This is a genomic window from Tritonibacter sp. SIMBA_163 (assembly GCF_046535935.1).
Classification (GTDB): domain Bacteria; phylum Pseudomonadota; class Alphaproteobacteria; order Rhodobacterales; family Rhodobacteraceae; genus Epibacterium; species Epibacterium scottomollicae.
Map to the genome: position 1 here is coordinate 1 of NZ_JAWJBP010000010.1, position 17171 is coordinate 17171.

15 protein-coding genes and 1 tRNA gene are annotated in these 17171 nt (G+C 60.5%); 12 read left to right on the plus strand and 4 right to left on the minus strand.

Annotated features, from left to right (window positions below):
• Nucleotides 1–245 precede the first annotated feature (245 nt).
• A tRNA-Leu gene (locus R0J92_RS14510) sits at nucleotides 246–332 on the plus strand.
• A 102-nt stretch (nucleotides 333–434) separates the two neighbouring features.
• Here the strand turns inward: R0J92_RS14510 and R0J92_RS14515 are convergent.
• Complete coding sequence (locus R0J92_RS14515; protein WP_411052158.1) at nucleotides 435–1358, minus strand: LysR substrate-binding domain-containing protein; 924 nt, start codon at nucleotides 1356–1358, stop codon at nucleotides 435–437.
• Nucleotides 1359–1528: 170 nt separating this feature from the next.
• Between R0J92_RS14515 and katG the strand changes: the two genes are divergently transcribed.
• Nucleotides 1529–3742 carry a catalase/peroxidase HPI gene (katG, locus tag R0J92_RS14520; protein WP_411052159.1) on the plus strand — a complete coding sequence of 738 codons (2214 nt, stop codon included), beginning with the start codon at nucleotides 1529–1531 and terminating at the stop codon, nucleotides 3740–3742.
• 52 nt (nucleotides 3743–3794) lie between these two features.
• On the opposite strand, the gene R0J92_RS14525 is transcribed toward katG, so the two are convergent.
• Genes R0J92_RS14525 through R0J92_RS14535 form a run of 3 tightly spaced genes read right to left on the minus strand, consistent with a single transcriptional unit; the run spans nucleotide 3795 to nucleotide 6983 of the window.
• Nucleotides 3795–4907: an acetyl-CoA C-acyltransferase gene (locus R0J92_RS14525; RefSeq protein WP_411052160.1), complete on the minus strand. Its 1113-nt coding sequence runs from the start codon at nucleotides 4905–4907 to the stop codon at nucleotides 3795–3797.
• The gene (locus R0J92_RS14530) at nucleotides 4907–6067 is read right to left on the minus strand and encodes an AMP-binding protein (protein ID WP_411052161.1); all 1161 of its coding nucleotides are present in this window, start codon (nucleotides 6065–6067) and stop codon (nucleotides 4907–4909) included. Before R0J92_RS14530 ends, R0J92_RS14525 begins: the two co-directional genes overlap by 1 nt.
• Before the next feature lie 58 nt (nucleotides 6068–6125).
• Nucleotides 6126–6983: a MurR/RpiR family transcriptional regulator gene (locus R0J92_RS14535; RefSeq protein ID WP_106164401.1), complete on the minus strand. Its 858-nt coding sequence runs from the start codon at nucleotides 6981–6983 to the stop codon at nucleotides 6126–6128.
• Nucleotides 6984–7096: 113 nt separating this feature from the next.
• Here R0J92_RS14535 and R0J92_RS14540 point away from each other — a divergent pair, with 113 nt between their 5' ends.
• The 10 genes from R0J92_RS14540 to R0J92_RS14585 all read left to right on the plus strand — a co-directional run bounded on the left by R0J92_RS14540 (nucleotide 7097) and on the right by R0J92_RS14585 (nucleotide 17168).
• Nucleotides 7097–7861 carry an N-formylglutamate amidohydrolase gene (locus tag R0J92_RS14540; protein WP_411052162.1) on the plus strand — a complete coding sequence of 255 codons (765 nt, stop codon included), beginning with the start codon at nucleotides 7097–7099 and terminating at the stop codon, nucleotides 7859–7861.
• Nucleotides 7858–8445, plus strand: a complete 588-nt coding sequence (locus R0J92_RS14545; RefSeq protein WP_106164399.1) for a TRAP transporter small permease subunit — start codon at nucleotides 7858–7860, stop codon at nucleotides 8443–8445. Before R0J92_RS14540 ends, R0J92_RS14545 begins: the two co-directional genes overlap by 4 nt.
• Complete coding sequence (locus tag R0J92_RS14550; RefSeq protein WP_106164398.1) at nucleotides 8442–9761, plus strand: TRAP transporter large permease subunit; 1320 nt, start codon at nucleotides 8442–8444, stop codon at nucleotides 9759–9761. Before R0J92_RS14545 ends, R0J92_RS14550 begins: the two co-directional genes overlap by 4 nt.
• A complete protein-coding gene (locus tag R0J92_RS14555; protein WP_411052163.1) occupies nucleotides 9751–10488 on the plus strand; it encodes a DUF4336 domain-containing protein in 738 nt (245 codons plus the stop codon). Before R0J92_RS14550 ends, R0J92_RS14555 begins: the two co-directional genes overlap by 11 nt.
• Before the next feature lie 29 nt (nucleotides 10489–10517).
• Nucleotides 10518–11552: a TRAP transporter substrate-binding protein gene (locus R0J92_RS14560; protein WP_317384972.1), complete on the plus strand. Its 1035-nt coding sequence runs from the start codon at nucleotides 10518–10520 to the stop codon at nucleotides 11550–11552.
• Between the two features lie 75 nt (nucleotides 11553–11627).
• A complete protein-coding gene (locus R0J92_RS14565; RefSeq protein ID WP_411052164.1) occupies nucleotides 11628–12980 on the plus strand; it encodes a glutamine synthetase family protein in 1353 nt (450 codons plus the stop codon).
• Nucleotides 12981–13082: 102 nt separating this feature from the next.
• Complete coding sequence (locus R0J92_RS14570) at nucleotides 13083–14465, plus strand: aldehyde dehydrogenase family protein (protein ID WP_411052165.1); 1383 nt, start codon at nucleotides 13083–13085, stop codon at nucleotides 14463–14465.
• A gap of 93 nt (nucleotides 14466–14558) precedes the next feature.
• Nucleotides 14559–15704, plus strand: coding sequence for an iron-containing alcohol dehydrogenase (locus R0J92_RS14575; RefSeq protein ID WP_411052166.1), 1146 nt, complete (start codon nucleotides 14559–14561; stop codon nucleotides 15702–15704).
• A gap of 152 nt (nucleotides 15705–15856) precedes the next feature.
• Nucleotides 15857–16309: a MarR family winged helix-turn-helix transcriptional regulator gene (locus R0J92_RS14580; RefSeq protein ID WP_411052167.1), complete on the plus strand. Its 453-nt coding sequence runs from the start codon at nucleotides 15857–15859 to the stop codon at nucleotides 16307–16309.
• Complete coding sequence (locus tag R0J92_RS14585; protein WP_411052168.1) at nucleotides 16302–17168, plus strand: serine aminopeptidase domain-containing protein; 867 nt, start codon at nucleotides 16302–16304, stop codon at nucleotides 17166–17168. The genes R0J92_RS14580 and R0J92_RS14585 overlap by 8 nt, the downstream gene beginning before the upstream one ends.
• The last annotated feature ends 3 nt before the right edge of the window (nucleotides 17169–17171 follow it).

The following is a 17171-nucleotide window of genomic DNA, read 5'->3' on the forward strand; positions in this document are numbered from 1 at the left end:
GAATTGGTAGACGCGCTAGCTTCAGGTGCTAGTGTCCGCAAGGACGTGGAGGTTCGAGTCCTCTTCTGGGCACCATTTATACCCCCTTAAATGTAGCTAGACTAGTCAGAGCAACTCATTGAGTTGAAAGACAAATGCGCGCGGTTCAGCCGTGTTGAGGGTGGCTGAAAATATGCCCGCGCCCAGAGCATTTTCCGCTTGCTGCCCCTTTGATTTCCTCCTATACGGCTGACCACGATATCCGTGCCCAGATGGCGGAATTGGTAGACGCGCTAGCTTCAGGTGCTAGTGTCCGCAAGGACGTGGAGGTTCGAGTCCTCTTCTGGGCACCATTATACTTCAAAAGCACATGATAATTTATCACCCATAGCAGTGGGTATGCAGTCGCGTGATATATGCTGGCAGCTGTATTGCCGTTTGAATGAATGACACGGTCAGATTGGCAGCAAGTGCTGATTTTGCGCGTGAAGAGTCTCTGCGGAGTTGCGCACAACCTCGGCGATCTCATTTAGTTGCGGCGCCAGGGGGCTGGTCTTGCGCCAGACCATACCGAGCGAGCGACCCGGCTCCTCGCCCGGGAAACGCGCCAATGCAACCGGGGCGGAGCGGGTTTCGACCGATACAGCCATTTCCGGAATGATCGTCACGCCGATGCCCGCCCCGACCATCTGAACCAGCGTCGACAGCGAGCTACCGTCGAGGCCGTCGCGGGCAAGGGCTGGGCGGAGGTGGCAGAAGGAGACCGCCTGATCGCGAAAGCAATGCCCCTCTTCCAGCAGCAGAAGCTTCATCTCCCGCATGCCCTCGGGGGATGGCACCGGAGCCTCGGCGTCCTGAGCGTTGCGTACCAATACGAATTTCTCTTCAAACAGAGGGGTCTCGACCAGGCCGGGTTCGGACACCGGCAGTGCCACGATGGCCGTATCTAGCCGCCCGTCGAGCAACTCGGCAATCAGTCTCTGCGTTAGTGTTTCGCGGATATGCACGTCCAATCCGCTGTGCTTAGTATTCAACTGATGGATCAAGGTGGGCAGCAGATACGGTGCAACGGTCGGGATCACCCCGATTCGAAGACGTCCCACCATTCGATCCTTGGCCAGCCGGGCCAGATCGCCCAGCTCATCCACAGCACGCAGGACGTCGCGGGCGCGTTCGGCAAAATCCTGCCCGAACCCTGTCAGCCGAACCTGCCGCGCACTACGTTCAAACAGAACAACGCCAAGTGTTTCTTCCAGCTCCTTTATCTGCACGGATAAGGCGGGCTGCGAGATCGCACAGGTCTCTGCGGCGCGACCAAAGTGACGGTGGCGCGTCAGGGCTTCAAAATAACGGAGCTGTTTGAGGGTGATATTCATCATAGGATTTTCTTATCGACGCCATGAAAAAATGCAACTTAGAATAATTCTGAATGCTTGCTACGAATGAGGCCGAGGGTTGATGTCGCGGATTCGCCGACAGGGCGTGTTGCTGTCCCGGCCGACCCAACAGTTCAAACAGTCCCCACCACGGACATTTTCTGGAGGAAGATATGGACGGACAAGACAATAGCGCAGGCGGTTGCCCGTTTTCCGGAGCCAACGCCAGCAAGGGGCGTCGCTCCAACCGCGACTGGTGGCCGAACCAGCTGAACCTGGCGATTCTGCATCAGCATCAGGCCCGCCAGAACCCGCTGGGCGAAGATTTCAGCTATGCCGAGGCCTTCAAGAGCCTTGATCTCGACGCGGTGAAAAAAGACTTGATCGCGCTGATGACCGACAGTCAGGACTGGTGGCCGGCGGACTACGGTCATTACGGCGGCTTGATGATCCGCATGGCCTGGCACTCGGCGGGGACCTACCGGACCGCAGACGGTCGCGGTGGTGGCTCCACTGGCACACAGCGTTTCGCACCGCTGAACTCCTGGCCGGACAATGGCAATCTCGACAAGGCTCGCATGCTGCTGTGGCCGATCAAGAAGAAATACGGCAACGCCCTGTCCTGGGCCGACCTGATGATCCTTGCGGGCAATTGCGCCATTGAATCCATGGGGCTGAAGCCCTTTGGTTTTGGCGGCGGCCGCGCCGACGTCTGGGAACCCGAAGAAGACATCTACTGGGGGGCTGAGGACGAATGGCTTGCCACCTCCGACCACGAGCTGGCCCGCTATCAGGGTGACCGCGAGTTGGAAGATCCGCTGGCCGCCGTGCAGATGGGTCTGATCTACGTGAACCCCGAAGGCCCGGACGGCAACCCGGATCCGATCGCCTCCGGTCGCGACATTCGTGAGACGTTTGCCCGGATGGCGATGAACGACGAGGAAACCGTGGCGCTGACCGCCGGGGGCCATACCTTTGGCAAGGCGCATGGCAACGGGCCGGTCGAGGCCGTCGGACCAGAGCCCGAAGGCGCACCCATCGAGGCGATGGGGCAGGGGTGGCTGTCGTCGCACAAGTCCGGCAAGGGCGTCGACACCATCACCTCCGGCGTCGAAGGCGCTTGGACGTCCAACCCGATCCAATGGGACATGGGCTATTTCGACGTGCTCTTCGGCTACGATTGGGAGCTGACCAAATCCCCTGCCGGCGCATGGATCTGGCATGCAAAGGACCTGAAGGACGAAGACCATGCGCCCGAGGTGGATGGCTCCGGCAAGAAGGTTCCGATCATGATGACCACCGCCGACATGGCGATGAAGATGGACCCGATCTATGGCCCGATCTCCAAGCGGTTCCACGAGAATCCGGAAGAGTTCGCCGACGCCTTCAAACGCGCATGGTTCAAGCTGACCCACCGCGACATGGGGCCGAAGGCCTGCTACCTCGGCGCGGATGTGCCGGACGAAGATCTGATCTGGCAGGATCCGGTGCCTGCGGTCGATCATGCGCTGATCGGTGAGGCCGAAGTGGCGTCCCTGAAGGCGGACATCCTCGCCTCCGGCCTGTCGGTGCAGGATCTGGTCTATGTGGCCTGGGCCTCTGCCTCCACCTTCCGTGGTTCCGACAAGCGGGGTGGCGCCAATGGCGCGCGCATCCGTCTGGCGCCGATGCAATCCTGGGAGGCCAACGAGCCTGCCAAGCTGGAAAAGGTCCTGGGCGTGCTGGAAGGCATCCAGAGCAGCTTCAACGCTGCGGCGTCTGGCGGCATGAAGGTCTCGCTGGCCGATCTGATCGTTCTGGCGGGCACCGCCGCAGTGGAGAAATCTGCCAAGGACGCAGGGTTCGACGTGACTGTGCCCTTCACCCCGGGCCGCACTGACGCGTCTCAGGAGCAGACCGAGATCGAGAGCTTTGACGTGATGGAGCCGCAGATCGACGGCTTCCGCAACTACGCCAAGACCAAGTTCACCGTCTCCACCGAGGAGATGCTGATCGACAAGGCGCAGCTGCTGACGCTCTCCGCACCGGAAATGACGGTGCTGATCGGCGGTCTGCGGGCAATCGGAGCCACCTATGGCGACAGTGCCCATGGCGTGCTCACCACCCGCAAGGGCCAGCTGACGAATGACTTCTTCGTCAATGTGCTGGATCTGGGCACCAAATGGACCGCCACGGACGACTCGGGCGAGATCTTCGAGGGCAGCGACCGAGCAACCGGCGAGGTCAAATGGACCGGCACCCGCGCCGATCTGATCTTCGGCTCCAACTCGCAACTGCGTGCCCTGTCCGAGGTTTATGCCCAGGACGACAATGCCGACAAGTTCGTCAATGACTTCGTGGCGGCCTGGGTCAAGGTCATGGAGCTGGACCGCTTCGACCTCAGCTGAGCCGCTGAGGCCTAAAATATCGAGAAAGGCGTCGCGTCCTGCGGCGCCTTTTTTAGTCTGGGTCGACGGCCTCAAACAGTGCGGCGGTGCCGAGTCCTCCGGCTGCGGCGATCGCGGCCAAGGCCGGCCCGTCCCCCATAAGCAGGGCGTGGAACAGCTTCACCGCGAGGATCGCGCCGGAGGCACCAACAGGGTGTCCCTGCGCCAGCGCACCGCCGGCGGGATTGACAATATCAGGCTCTAACTGGGCGTTTGTGACACAAGCCAGCGCCTGAACGGCAAAGGCCTCCATGATCTCTGCCCGCTGCAGATCATTGGGCTGCAGGCCCTGACGGCGCAGCACCTCGTGAATGGCGGGGACGGGCGCGAGGCCGGGCTGATCGGGCGTGGCGCCAAGTGTCACGCCTTGCGCCAGTGTCATGCCGCCTTTCTGCAAACGCGTCGCTACACGATCGCTGACGACCACCACAAAGGCGGCGGCATCCGCAGCCACGGCCATGTTTGCGGCGGTGATGCTGCCGGTGACCGTCTTCGCCCGCTGGCAATGCCGATCCGTCAGATCGCGGGTAAATGCATCCTCAGTGACGCCTTCAACGGGCACAATTTCGGCCTGTCTTTTGTCCGCATGCGTGCGGGCGCGGGCATGACTGCGCTGCGCCCATACGTCCTGAGTGCCCTGCGTTATATTGAGCGTCCGGGCCAGTATGTCCGCCGCTTTGGCCATGTCGGGATCGCGCTCGGCCCAGGGCGTGAACCGCGCCTGATCGTAAGGAACAGGAGGGCGACCATCGGCAAAGGTACGGGACCGCAATGGTCGGCGGGAGTAGCTCTCCGCTCCGCCAGCGACCACCACCTCATGCACCCCGGCATCGATCAGCGCATGTGCCAGCAGGATGGCATCCAGCCCGCCCGCGCATTGACGGTCGATGCTGAGGCCTGCCACCCGTTCCGGCAGGCCAGCGGCCAGCGCCGCGATCCGCGCCGGGTTGCCACCGCTACCCAGCGCGTTGGACAGGATCAGTTCGCCGACATCACTGGCGTCAAGCGCGGCATCCGCAAGACAGGCCTCGATCACCGGTCTGGCCAGGTTATGTGGCTCTAACAAGGCGAATTTGCCGCCGCGTGGAACGACAGCAGTGCGGCGGGCCGCGATGATCCTCGGCATCAAACTTCGTCCCACAGGCGCGCGAGCGCGCGCAAATCGGGCTTGCCGGCGGGCAGCATGGGGAGGGTGTCAAGTTGGCGGATCTCCTTAGGCGCCGCGTGATCGCCAATCTCCTGTCGGCAAAGGTTTCGCAGTTTATTGGCCTCGGCAGTGCCCTGGATGACAGCAACAATCCGGTGGCCGCGCAGGGCGTCCGGCAAGGCCAGCGCCACCGCAAGCTCCACCTCTTCGACCCGCATCAGCACGCCTTCGATTTCTTCGGGGAACACGTTCTTGTCCGCCACCGTCACCATGCGGTTGCGCCGCCCCTTTGGGTAAAGGTTCCCGGCAGCGTCGATCCAGCCCATCTCGCCAATGGTGAGCCAATCGCCGTCCCAGCGGGTCTCGGCACTGTGTCCTTCGGCGTAGCCATCAAACAGGAACGGGCTGCGCATCCAGATCTCGCCCACGCCTGCCGCATCCATCTCCGTCAGGCGCAGCTCAACACCCGGATAGGCCGTCCCGACGGATCCTTCAGGGGCGTCAGGCCCGGCCAGCGTGATATAACTGGTCTCTGTGGCACCAAAGATCTCCTGCACCTCGGCCTGCGGAAATAAGACGCCAAGCGCCGCACGCGTCGTCTGATCCAGTTTGCCACCGGAGGAGAAGATCAGCCGGATACCGGGAAGCACCCGCCCCTCACCGGCCCGCAGCAACAGCCGAAGCTGCGCTGGCGTGGCGTAAAGAACTGAAGCGTGAAGGCGCTCTAGCCCAGCAATCTGCCCCCTCGGAGCCATGTTCCCCAGCATCGCCAGGTCGGCGCCGATGTGACAGGCCGCGACGGCTGCAAACAGCGTCAGCGAATGCGACAGCGTGCCGAGGCTGGCATATACATCCGCCGAGGACAGACCGAGCATCTCCTGATCCATCTCGAAGCTGCGGATCCAGCTGTCGGGCGTACGCCGGATTGTCTTGGCATAGCCTGTAGAGCCGGAACTCTGGCAATAGAGCCACTGTTTCGGCTCTAACACGGGGGAAACCGGCTCATCCGAGGGGCGTGCAAGAAGGGAATGGCCCTCGCGCAGGACCTCAAGCAGCACCGTCAGACCTGCCACATCCGGGGTCAGGACATGGGTCTCGGGCGAGAGGTGAAATCTGTCGTGAGCCTTGCGCATATCCATGTCCGCCTGATCCGGGTCGGCGCGCAGAATAGCCGAGCTGGCTTTCGGGGAACAGGGCTCAGGTGAACTTGCGAAACAGGCGGGTACGGTCGAAGGCCGCCTCAAGCTCATCGGTGCGCGCCTTCACCGTTTCCCAGTGATCTTCCTGGATTTTGGCGATCATGCTTTCGACCAGCAGCAGCAACGCGAGGCCTGAATCCCAGGCCGACGGCACCGCGATACGCGCGGCAAAGGTGTATGTCGCCTCCTTCTGGATCGGTGAGCGCCACTGATCGGTGAACAGCACGACCTTGACCCCACGCTCATGCGCCATTTCGGCCAGAAGCAGGGTGGCGTTCTCATAGCGACGGATATCGAACAGGATCAGCGTATCGCCGGGCAGAAGGTCGAGCACCGAATGGGTCCAGGAGGCCCGCGGCGGGATCATGAAGACATCTCTTCGGATCATCTGCAGATGCAGGTAGAAGGACTGCGCCAAGGTGCCACTGAGCCGTCCACCGGCAATATGGACCCGGTGATCCGTGTCCGCCAAGAGGGCGCAGAGCGTGTCGAACTCTTCCAGGTTCACATTCTCCAGCGTGGCGCGAATGTTGTCGTAAACCCCCACCGCGTAGCGGTTCAGCATATGTGATTCAGGCAGGGCAGGCGCCTGCTCGGCACGCTTTTCCACTGGGTTGGAAATGATCTCTCGCAGTTCTTCTCGTAGGGCATGCTGGAACTCGGGATAGCCGGAAAAACCCAGCTTTTGCACCATTCTAGCGACTGTAGGAGTGGAGACTTCGGCCAGCTCTGCCAGCTCTGTGATGCTGCCGAGGCCCGGAATGGGATAGTTGTCCAAGATCGCTGCCGCCAGTTGCCGTTCCGCCCGTGTCAATTCAGGTTCGCGGGCTTTCAGTTTCTCGGCGATCGTCGGCATCCACGGCTCTCCTGCTCAGGTTTTTCGCATTTTATTACAGAACGGATGATGATGAAAGAATTTTTACAGAAACCATATTGACAGAAGGGTGTCGGCTGAAGAGCATGCTACATATGAATACGGATTCCTCTGCCTTTGACTTCGGTCCCTCCTTCTCAACGACCTCATCTGCTGCTGGGGCTGAGGTGATTGTGGTGTGTGAGCACGCCGCCAACTGGATCCCTCCGGGTTTGGCGGATCTTGGCCTCGAAGTCTCTGCACGCAATAGTCACATTGCCTGGGATCCAGGTGCGCTGGGCGTGGCCCGCAAGCTGGCAGAACTGTTGCAGGGCCCGCTTGTCGAGGGGCGCATCTCGCGTCTGGTTTATGACCTCAACCGACCGCCGGAGTCACCGACCGCAATTCCCGCAGCGTCAGAGATTTTTGACGTGCCGGGCAATCAAAATCTGTCGGATGCCGCCCGTGCGCAGCGTGTGCAGGCGGTGTACGAACCGTTCTGCGCCGCGCTTGCCGATGAAATTCACCGGGGCAAGGACGCGTTGCGCCTGATGGTCACGGTGCATAGCTTCACGCCGATCTACAAAGGCGAGAGCCGGGCGGTGGAGTTGGGTCTTCTGCATGGGCGCGATGATCGCTTTGCCGAGGCGATGATGGTCAGGCAGCCCGAAACCTTGCCGTGGAATGTTCGGTTGAATGAACCGTACAGTGCCGCCGACGGGGTTGCACATACGCTGGACTTGCATGGCTGCGACAACGGGCTCCTGAACGTCATGCTGGAAATACGAAACGATCTGATTGCCACGGCGGAGCAGCAGGCGGATTGGGCTGAACAGCTCGCGCCCTGGATCCGCTCCACCCTGAAGGAGGCGTTTGCATGATCGGCGCCATGCTTGGATATGTGCGCGTGGTTGATGCGGTAAATTATCGGATTGGCCGCGTGATGATGTGGGGGTTGTTTGCGATGATGGGGATCCTGTTGTGGTCCTCGATCTCCAAGACCTTCTTTCTGCCCTCGCTCTGGACCCTGGAAATGGCACAATTTGCCATGGTCACCTATTATATTCTCGGCGGCGCTTACTCGATCCAGTTGGGCTCGAATGTGCGCATGGATCTGTTCTATCACAATTGGTCGACAAGACGGAAAGCGTGGTTCGATGCCTTCACCGTGCTGGCGCTGATCACCTATCTGGCCATTCTGTTCTACGGCGGACTTGGATCCACGGCGTATTCATTGGGCTATTGGGGCGACAATCCCTTTGCCTTCTTTTGGGGCTTGATCACCGGCGCCGAAGAAATTGGCCATATGGAGCGTGCCTCCACCGCGTGGCGCCCTTTCATCTGGCCGATCAAATCGATCATGGTCTTCGGCTTCTTCTTGATGCTGCTGCAAGCCATCTCGGAACTCTTCAAAGATATCGCCCGCCTCAAGGGCCATGACATCCCAAGCGAGCGCGCCTCATGAGCCAGGAATATATCGCCATCTTCATGTTTGCATCGATGATGCTGATGCTCTTTACCGGGCAGCGCGTCTTTGGTGCCATTGGTGCGGTGGGTGCCGTAGCGGCGCTGCTGCTGTGGGGCGTGGGCGGCTATGATATCCCCTTCTCAGCTGCGATGAAGCTGATGAAATGGTATCCTTTGCTGACCCTGCCGATGTTCATTTTCATGGGCTACGTGCTGAGCGAAAGCCGTCTGGCGGACGACCTCTACAAGATGTTCCATGTCTGGATGGGGCCGATCAATGGCGGGCTTGCAATTGGTACCATCGGCCTGATGGTGCTGGTTTCGGCCATGAACGGCCTGTCGGTGGCGGGTATGGCCATCGGTGCCACCATCGCGCTGCCGGAACTTCTGCGGCGCGGCTATGACAAAACCATGGTGACCGGCGTCATTCAGGCGGGGTCCTCCTTAGGCATCCTAGTGCCGCCCTCGGTGGTTCTGGTGCTCTATGCGATGATTGCGCGTCAGCCGGTCGGGCAGCTCTGGCTTGCCGGGGTCGTGCCGGGGCTGATGATGGCGGGCCTGTTCATCCTCTACATCTGGCTGCGCTGCAAGGCGAACCCGGAGTTGGGCCCGGCCATGGAAGATGCGCATGAGGTCCCGCGGGCCGAGAAGCTGCGCCTGCTCTGGGCCGGGGCGCTGCCGCTGATGATCTTTGCCGCGATGATGGTGCCGTTCGTCAACGGCTGGACCTCGCTGGTGGAAAGCTCAGCCATTGGCGCGCTCACCGCATTGGCGGCATCGGTCGCAAAGCGCCGCATGACCTGGAAGATCTTCGAATCCTGCACCAAGAGCACGCTGGCGATTTCCTGCATGTTCATGTGGATCATTCTCGCGGCCCTTGGCTTTGGCGCGGTGTTTGACGGTCTCGGCGCGGTCAAGGCGATCGACAGCCTGTTCACCGAGCAGCTGGGTCTCAACCCTTGGATGATCCTGATCCTGATGCAGCTCAGCTTCATCATCATGGGCACCTTCCTTGATGATACCGCCATGCTGGTGATCGTGGCGCCGCTCTATGTGCCGCTGGTGGCCGCACTTGGCTTTGATCTGGTCTGGTATGGTGTGCTCTACACGATCACCACGCAAATCGCCTATATGACGCCGCCGTTTGGCTACAACCTGTTCCTGATGCGCGCGATGGCCCCGCCGGAAATCTCGCTGACGGATATCTATCGTTCGATCGTGCCGTTTGTTGGGATCATGGTTCTGGCGCTGGCGATCATCATGGCGTTCCCGCAAATTGCGCTGTGGCTGCCGGAGACCGTCTATGGGAAATGACGGGCCTCTCCTGACGCCTCTGGGTGAGGATATCTGGATTGTGGATGGTCCGACCATCGACTTCTACCGGATCCCTTTCCCGACCCGGATGACGGTCATCCGGCTGGCGAACGGCGACCTCTTCCTGCATTCGCCCATCGCCTACACAGAGGCATTGGCGGAAGAACTGAAGAGGCTGGGCACCATCCGTCACCTCGTGTCGCCCAACTGGATTCACTACGCCTACATCGCGGATTGGCAGCGCAATTGTGCTGATACCATCGCATGGGCGTCACCCGGCGTGCGGGAGCGGGCACAGAGCCACAAGGTCGAGATCACCTTTGATCGAGATCTCGAGGACGGCCCTGCGACAGACTGGTCGGGTGAGATTGATCAACTTATCGTTCGCGGGAGCAAGGTGCACACAGAGGTCGTGTTCTTTCACCAAAAGAGCCACACGCTGGTGCTCACCGACCTGATCGAGAACATGCATGGCAAGGATCTGCCCCTGTGGATCCGACCCTTTGCTTGGGTGGCGGGTATCCTCGCCCCCAATGGAAAAATGCCGTTGGACATCTGGATGTCCTTCTCCGGCAATCGGGACAAGTTGCGCGATGCGCTGACCCGGATGCTGGATTGGCAGCCCAATATCGTCGTGCTCGCGCATGGCGACATCCTTCGCGAGAATGCACCGCAACGGCTCCGGGAAGGATTCAGACGGCTGAGGCCCTGCGGGCACAGCCATTGAACTTAGTCCGACAGAGGAGACTGAAAGACATGACAACACGTCGTAATTTTCTAAAGACCACAGCGCTGGGCGCCGCGGCGGCTCCGCTGGCCACCCCGGCCATCGCGCAGAACAAGATCACTTGGCGGATGCAGACCTATGCAGGTCCTGCGCTGGCAGCTCATGTGATCGATCCGGCGATCGAGATGTTCAACAAGATCGCAGGCGACCGCATGCAGATCGAGCTGTTCTACGCCGATCAGCTGGTGCCCACCGGCGAGCTGTTCCGCGCAATGCAAAAAGGCACGATCGATGCGGTGCAGTCCGATGATGACTCCATGGCCTCGCCGACCGAAGTCACCGTCTTTGGTGGCTATTTCCCCTTCGCGTCCCGCTATTCGCTCGACGTGCCGGTGTTGTTCAACCAGTACGGCCTGAACGAGATCTGGGACGAGGAGTACTCCAAGGTCGGCGTGAAGCACATCTCTGCCGGGGCCTGGGATCCCTGCCATTTTGCCACCAAAGATCCGATCAACTCGCTTGAGGACCTGAAGGGCAAGCGCGTCTTCACCTTCCCGACTGCGGGCCGTTTCCTGAGCCAGTTTGGCGTGGTGCCGGTGACCCTGCCATGGGAGGACATCGAAGTCGCGATGCAGACCGGCGAGCTGGATGGCGTCGCATGGTCCGGCATTACCGAAGACTACACCGTGGGTTGGGCCGATGTGACCAACCACTTCCTGACCAACAATATCTCGGGTGCTTGGGCCGGGTCGTTCTTTGCCAATATGGATCGCTGGAATGAGCTTCCGGAAGATCTGCAGGCGCTGTTCCGCGTCTGCACGGATCAGTCGCACTACTATCGCCAGTGGTGGTATTGGGGTGGCGAGGCGTCCTTGCGGGTCAACGGTGACAAGCTGAAACTGACGTCGATCCCCGATGCCGAATGGCAGCAGGTCGAAGACGCTGCTGTGAAGTTCTGGGACGAGATCGCAGCCGAGTCCGAGACCAAGGCGCGCGTTGTCGAGATCTTCAAGAAGTACAACGCCGACATGGCCAAGGCCGGCCGTCCGTATCGCTACGGCTGATCTCCGTAAGAAAACCAACATATGTCGGGGGCAGGGCTTTGTCCTGCCCCCTGTCAGAATAACAGGGAACGCCAGATGACTTTCGAGGATCTCAAGGAACAGATCGCCGCCGGACAGGTGGATACGGTTTTGGTCTGCATTGTGGATATGCAGGGCCGCCTGATGGGCAAACGCTTCCACGCCGAGGCCTTTCTTGAGATGGCCGAAGGCGAAACCCACTGCTGCAACTATCTGCTGGCCACCGACCTCGCCATGGCAACGCCCGATGGGTATGCCTCAACCAGCTGGGAGCGGGGCTACGGCGACTACATCATGAAGCCGGACCTCTCGACGCTGCGGCCGGTGCCATGGCTCGACGGGACTGCCATGGTGCTCTGTGATGTGATCGACCACCACACCCACGCGCCGGTGGCGCATTCCCCGCGGGAAATGCTGAAGGCACAGATCGCGCGTTGTGCGGAGCTTGGACTGTCGCCGGTCATGGCGACCGAGCTGGAGTTTTTCCTCTTCAAAGGCACCCATGACGAAATCGCTGCCGGTGGGTTCCAGAAACTTGAGCCAATCTCCACCTACAACGAAGATTACAGCATCATGCAAACCTCGAAGGAGGAACCTGTGATGCGCCCGATCCGCAACCATTTGCGCGCCATGGGTATTCCGATCGAAGGATCGAAGGGCGAGGCAGAAGCCGGTCAGGAAGAGCTGAACGTCAAATATGACGAGGCTTTGGCGACCGCCGATCACCACACGCTGGCCAAGCACGGCATCAAGGAAATCGCGCATCAGCAGGGTTATGCCGCGACCTTCCTGCCCAAATGGCACCAGGATCGTGTCGGGTCTGCCGCGCATGTGCATCAGTCGCTGTGGAAAGAGGGCGCGAACGCCTTCTTTGATGAGAGCGCGCCGCTCGGCAAGTCGAAGCTGATGGACCACTATATGGCGGGGCTGTTGAAATACGCGGCTGACTTCACCTATTTCATGGCGCCCTACATCAACAGCTACAAGCGTTTCGCCAAGGGCACCTTTGCACCGACACAGCTGGTCTGGTCGGTTGATAACCGGACTGCCGCCTTCCGCCTGTGCGGTGAAGGAAGCAAGGCGGTGCGGGTGGAATGCCGAGTGCCGGGATCTGATATGAACCCCTATCTGGCACAAGCTGCTATGCTGGCGGCGGGCCTCAAAGGGATCGAGGAGAAGCTCGAGTTGCAGGACGCCTTCGCTGGCGACGCCTATGCGGGCAAGCCGCAGCAGCACATACCGAACACCTTGCTGGCCGCACGTGAGGCGCTTTTGGCGTCTGATATGCTGCGTGAGGCCTTTGGCGAAGAGGTGATCACTCATTATGCCCGCGCGGCTGAATGGGAGATTGAAGAGTTCAACCGCGTGGTGACCGACTACGAAGTTGCGCGCGGGTTTGAGAAAGCCTGATATCGCGCGGACAGGCGGGGGCCAGCCCCCGCACCCCCGAGGTATTTGGAAAAAGCTGAAGATAATCGGGGCCGTATCCTGCGCCCCCGGAGGAGTTGGCCAATGGGCAAGACACTGAACTGTATTTCGCCGATCGACGGATCGGTCTACGCCAGCCGCGAGACGCTGGATCTGGACGCCGCCCGCGCCGAGGTGGTCGCTGTGCGGACGGCACAGAAGGCCTGGGCGGCGCGCCCGCTTCAGGAGCGCATTGACCTCGTGATGGCGGGTGTGGCGGCCATTGGCGAGATGAACGACGAGATCGTGCCGGAGCTGGCCCATATGATGGGCCGTCCCGTGCGCTTTGGCGGCGAGTTTGGCGGGTTTAACGAACGCGCATCACATATGGCGCAGATCGCGGCTGAGTCGCTGGCGGATATCGAGGTCGGCGAAGACGCGACGTTCAAACGCTACATCAAGCGCATTCCCCACGGCGTGGTTTTTGTGGTCGCGCCCTGGAACTACCCATATATGACCGCCATCAACACGGTCGCTCCGGCGCTCATTGCGGGCAATAGTGTGGTGCTGAAACATGCAACCCAGACTTTGCTGGTCGGGGAACGGATGGCAAAGGCCTTCCATGCAGCGGGCGTGCCCGAAGATGTGTTCAAGAATGTGTTCCTCGATCATGACACCACATCGGCGCTGATTGCCGAAAAGGCGTTTGATTTCGTGAACTTCACCGGCTCCGTTGGTGGCGGACAGGCGATGGAACGCGCAGCGGCGGGCACCTTCACCGGTGTTGGCACGGAGCTTGGTGGCAAGGATCCCGGCTACGTCATGGAGGACGCCGATGTGGATGCGGCGGTCGACACGCTGATCGACGGGGCCATGTTCAACTCCGGCCAGTGCTGCTGCGGCATCGAACGCATCTATGTGCATGAAAGCCTTTACGACAGCTTCCTTGAAAAGGCGCTGGCGGTGGTCAATGGCTACAAGCTCGGCAATCCGCTTGAGGCGGAGACCACCATCGGCCCGATGGCCAATGTGCGCTTTGCTCAAGAGGTGCGCGACCAGATCGCGGAGGCCGTCGAACAAGGCGCCGTGGCCCATATCGCCACCATGGAGGCAGACGATGGCGGCGCCTTTCTGACACCGCAGATCCTGACCAATGTCACCCATGAGATGCGGGTGATGCGCGATGAGAGCTTTGGCCCGGTGGTTGGCATCATGAAGGTCTCGTCCGACGAGGAAGCGATCAAGCTGATGAACGACAGCGAATTTGGTCTCACCGCCTCCATCTGGACCAAGGATCTGGAGCGCGCGCAAGCCGTGGGCGATCAGATCGAAACCGGCACCGTGTTCATGAACCGCGCCGACTACCTCGACCCCGCGCTGTGCTGGACCGGTTGCAAGAACACCGGTCGCGGCGGTGGCCTGTCGATGATCGGCTATCACAACCTGACCCGACCCAAGTCCTACCACCTGAAAAAAGTCACGGGCTGAGGCCCTTCATCTTTTTGAAAATATCTCGGGGGAGCTTGCCGTATGGCAAGCGGGGGCAGCGCCCCCACCCCGGCTCACCACAGGAACATGCTGATGTCTCTCATTGGAAACTGGTCGTATCCGACCGCAATCAAGTTCGGCGCAGGCCGGATCAAGGAACTGGCCGATGCCTGCGCGCAGGCCGGGATCAAGAAGCCACTTTTGGTCACCGACAAGGGGCTTGCGGATCTGCCCGTGACAAAATCCACCCTCGACATCATGGAGGCCGCCGGCCTTGGTCGCGGGATGTTTTCCGAGGTGGATCCCAACCCGAACGAGAAGAACCTCGACGCAGGTGTCGCTGCCTACAAGGCAGGTGGCCATGACGGCGTGATCGCTTTTGGCGGCGGCTCCGGTCTTGATCTGGGCAAGATGGTTGCCTTCATGGCGGGCCAGACCCGCCCGGTCTGGGATTTCGAGGATATCGGCGACTGGTGGACCCGCGCCGATGCCGACGCCATCGTGCCGATCATCGCAGTGCCGACCACTGCGGGCACTGGCTCTGAAGTGGGCCGTGCCTCTGTGATCACCGACAGTGTCACCCATCAGAAAAAGATCATCTTCCACCCCAAAGTCCTGCCCACCGTGGTGATTTGCGATCCCGAACTGACCGTCGGCATGCCCAAGTTCATTACCGCGGGCACCGGCCTCGATGCCTTTGCTCACTGTGTCGAGGCATTCTCCTCGCCGCACTACCATCCGATGTCTCAGGGCATGGCGCTTGAAGGCATGCGCCTGGTCAAGGACTACCTGCCGCGCGCTTACGCCGATGGCACCGACATTGAGGCGCGCGCGCATATGATGTCTGCGGCGGCCATGGGCGCGACAGCCTTTCAGAAGGGCCTCGGTGCAATCCACGCCATGAGCCACCCGATTGGTGCGCATTTCAATACTCACCATGGAACCACCAATGCAGTCTGCATGCCTGCTGTGCTGGAGTTCAACGCCTCCGAGATATCGGAGCGGTTTGACATGGCGGCAGCCTACCTTGGGATTGAGGGAGGCTTTGAAGGCTTCAGAGCCTTTGTGCAGGAATTCAACGACAGTCTCGGCATCCCGCGTGGCCTTTCCGAACTGGGCGTGACCGAGGACTCGATTCCGGAGCTTGTCAAAGGCGCGATCATTGATCCGAGCTGCGGCGGAAACCCGATCAAACTGACCGAAGAAAACCTGACGCAGCTGTTCAAAGCGGCGCTCTGACAGGGTCGCCCCCCGAAATGAGAGAGGCCGCGCCCCCTGGGCGTGGCCTTTTTTGTATCGAGGCGCGCTTGCCTGACGTCGGGACACCATTGTCAGGAGCTGAAAGTAGTTCCTATACAAACTAAATTGCTTTGCGTGCGAAGGAGATTGGTTTGACAAGGTTTCGTGTCTTTCATCACTTGCAAAAGGCCCATAGCGCGTTGTTCCGTGCTGCAGACAATCGCGGCAGGCAGGAACTGGATCTGAGCACTAGCCAGATGGCGGTGCTGATTATCCTGCTGAACGACGGTGCCCTTCCATCAACCGCACTTGCCGCCCAGCTTTCCATGGCCAACTCCGGCATCACAGGTCTGGTAGACCGGCTGAGCACGCGAGGGTTGGTGTCCCGAAAACCGGCGACAACCGATGGACGCAGCATTCTCGTCCACCTGACCGAGACGGGCGAAGCGCTGGCGATGCGCGCACGTCAGGACACACGTCACTATAATGAAACCTTGCTGGCTCCATTCAGCGACGAGGAATGCGAGGTGATCCGGCGCTTTCTGACCCATCTGGAAGACAACGCCGACGAGATCATTGCAGGGGGGCCAGCGTCCCATGGCTGAGACTTTGATCGAAGACATTGGCTTTGCGGCGGCAGATGGTTGGCCCCTGGCGGGCACGCTGTACCACAGTCAGGCCGAAGCGACACACGCGGTGATGATGTCGGCGGGCACAGGGTTTCCCCGCAGGTTCTACCGTCATTTTGCACAGTATCTTGCGGGTCGGGGTGCAATGGTATTGACCTACGACTATCGCGGTATCGGTGGATCCTTCAACGCTGGGCATGACTTTGCCAACATCGAGTACTCCGACTGGGGCCGGTATGACATGCCCGCCGCAGTTGATGTTCTGGCGCGCGTTGCCGGTGATCTCCCGCTCGCGCATGTAGCGCATAGTGTGGGGGGGCATTTTCTGGGTTTGATGCCCAACCAATCCCGGCTGCTACGGCATGCGTTTCTCAGTATTGGAACCGGTTACTGGGGCGGCCATCACTGGCGGAATATACCTAAGGAATTCTACTTCTGGTGGGGACTGGGAAGCTACTCTTTGTGGCGGCACAAGGCTGTGATGCCGATCGGAGGCTGGCAGGGCGAGGCGCTGCCTCCGCGTCTGTTCCGCACATGGAGACGCTGGAGCCACCGGCGGGGCTATTTCCAGCCTGATCTAGAGGGCGCCCTGCAGCCTCAAGCCTATGCAGAGGTCAACGCGCCGATCCGGTCGTGGATCTTCTCGGATGATCCCATAGCCACGCGCGCGAGTGGACGGGACCTGCTCGCGGTTTATCCGAGTGCGGATACGGAACTGGTCGTGCGCAGTCCACGAGAGTACGGCGTGAACCGCATCGGGCACGAAGGTGCCTTTCGCCCGGGGCGTGAGGCTCTTTGGGACGAGGTATCTGACTGGTTGGAATGCGGTCTTTAAAAC

Excerpts from the sequence above, each read along its gene's own strand:
- R0J92_RS14515 (WP_411052158.1), bottom strand. The coding sequence starts at position 1,358 with ATGATGAATATCACCCTCAAACAGCTCCGTTATTTTGAAGCCCTGACG.
- katG (WP_411052159.1), top strand. The coding sequence starts at position 1,529 with ATGGACGGACAAGACAATAGCGCAGGCGGTTGCCCGTTTTCCGGAGCC.
- R0J92_RS14525 (WP_411052160.1), bottom strand. The coding sequence starts at position 4,907 with ATGCCGAGGATCATCGCGGCCCGCCGCACTGCTGTCGTTCCACGCGGC.
- R0J92_RS14530 (WP_411052161.1), bottom strand. The coding sequence starts at position 6,067 with ATGGATATGCGCAAGGCTCACGACAGATTTCACCTCTCGCCCGAGACC.
- R0J92_RS14535 (WP_106164401.1), bottom strand. The coding sequence starts at position 6,983 with ATGCCGACGATCGCCGAGAAACTGAAAGCCCGCGAACCTGAATTGACA.
- R0J92_RS14540 (WP_411052162.1), top strand. The coding sequence starts at position 7,097 with ATGAATACGGATTCCTCTGCCTTTGACTTCGGTCCCTCCTTCTCAACG.
- R0J92_RS14545 (WP_106164399.1), top strand. The coding sequence starts at position 7,858 with ATGATCGGCGCCATGCTTGGATATGTGCGCGTGGTTGATGCGGTAAAT.
- R0J92_RS14550 (WP_106164398.1), top strand. The coding sequence starts at position 8,442 with ATGAGCCAGGAATATATCGCCATCTTCATGTTTGCATCGATGATGCTG.
- R0J92_RS14555 (WP_411052163.1), top strand. The coding sequence starts at position 9,751 with ATGGGAAATGACGGGCCTCTCCTGACGCCTCTGGGTGAGGATATCTGG.
- R0J92_RS14560 (WP_317384972.1), top strand. The coding sequence starts at position 10,518 with ATGACAACACGTCGTAATTTTCTAAAGACCACAGCGCTGGGCGCCGCG.
- R0J92_RS14565 (WP_411052164.1), top strand. The coding sequence starts at position 11,628 with ATGACTTTCGAGGATCTCAAGGAACAGATCGCCGCCGGACAGGTGGAT.
- R0J92_RS14570 (WP_411052165.1), top strand. The coding sequence starts at position 13,083 with ATGGGCAAGACACTGAACTGTATTTCGCCGATCGACGGATCGGTCTAC.
- R0J92_RS14575 (WP_411052166.1), top strand. The coding sequence starts at position 14,559 with ATGTCTCTCATTGGAAACTGGTCGTATCCGACCGCAATCAAGTTCGGC.
- R0J92_RS14585 (WP_411052168.1), top strand. The coding sequence starts at position 16,302 with ATGGCTGAGACTTTGATCGAAGACATTGGCTTTGCGGCGGCAGATGGT.